Consider the following 296-nt stretch of genomic DNA (forward strand, 5'->3'; position numbering starts at 1 on the left):
AGTCCAGGCAGGCCCGCAGTAGGACGGCGTCGGCGGCCGAGCCCCAGGCTTGGAAGAGGAACGATCCGCCGAAGGTCACGTCCAGGCGGGCGCCGCGCTCGGCGTCGGCGCGGGCGTGGTCCTTCTCGGCCCGGTCCGGGAGTAGGCGGGTCTGGAGGCGTGCGGCGAGGCGGTTGATGCGGGCGACCGTGGTGGCCTCGCCCTCGGCTCGGGCGGCCAGGATGCCGGTCTCCATCATCTGCCGTATCCGGTCGGCGGACACCGGTTCGCCGTCGGTGTCGTGGGGGGCGGTGGCG

At 74.7% G+C, this 296-nt stretch carries 1 pseudogene; it reads right to left on the reverse strand.

Annotated elements, in window-relative coordinates:
• Positions 1-296: pseudogene (locus ACJOT3_RS34755) on the reverse strand (HNH endonuclease); the annotation flags it as partial.

It is taken from the genome of Nocardiopsis protaetiae (genome assembly GCF_045446735.1).
GTDB classification, from domain to species: Bacteria; Actinomycetota; Actinomycetes; order Streptosporangiales; family Streptosporangiaceae; genus Nocardiopsis; species Nocardiopsis protaetiae.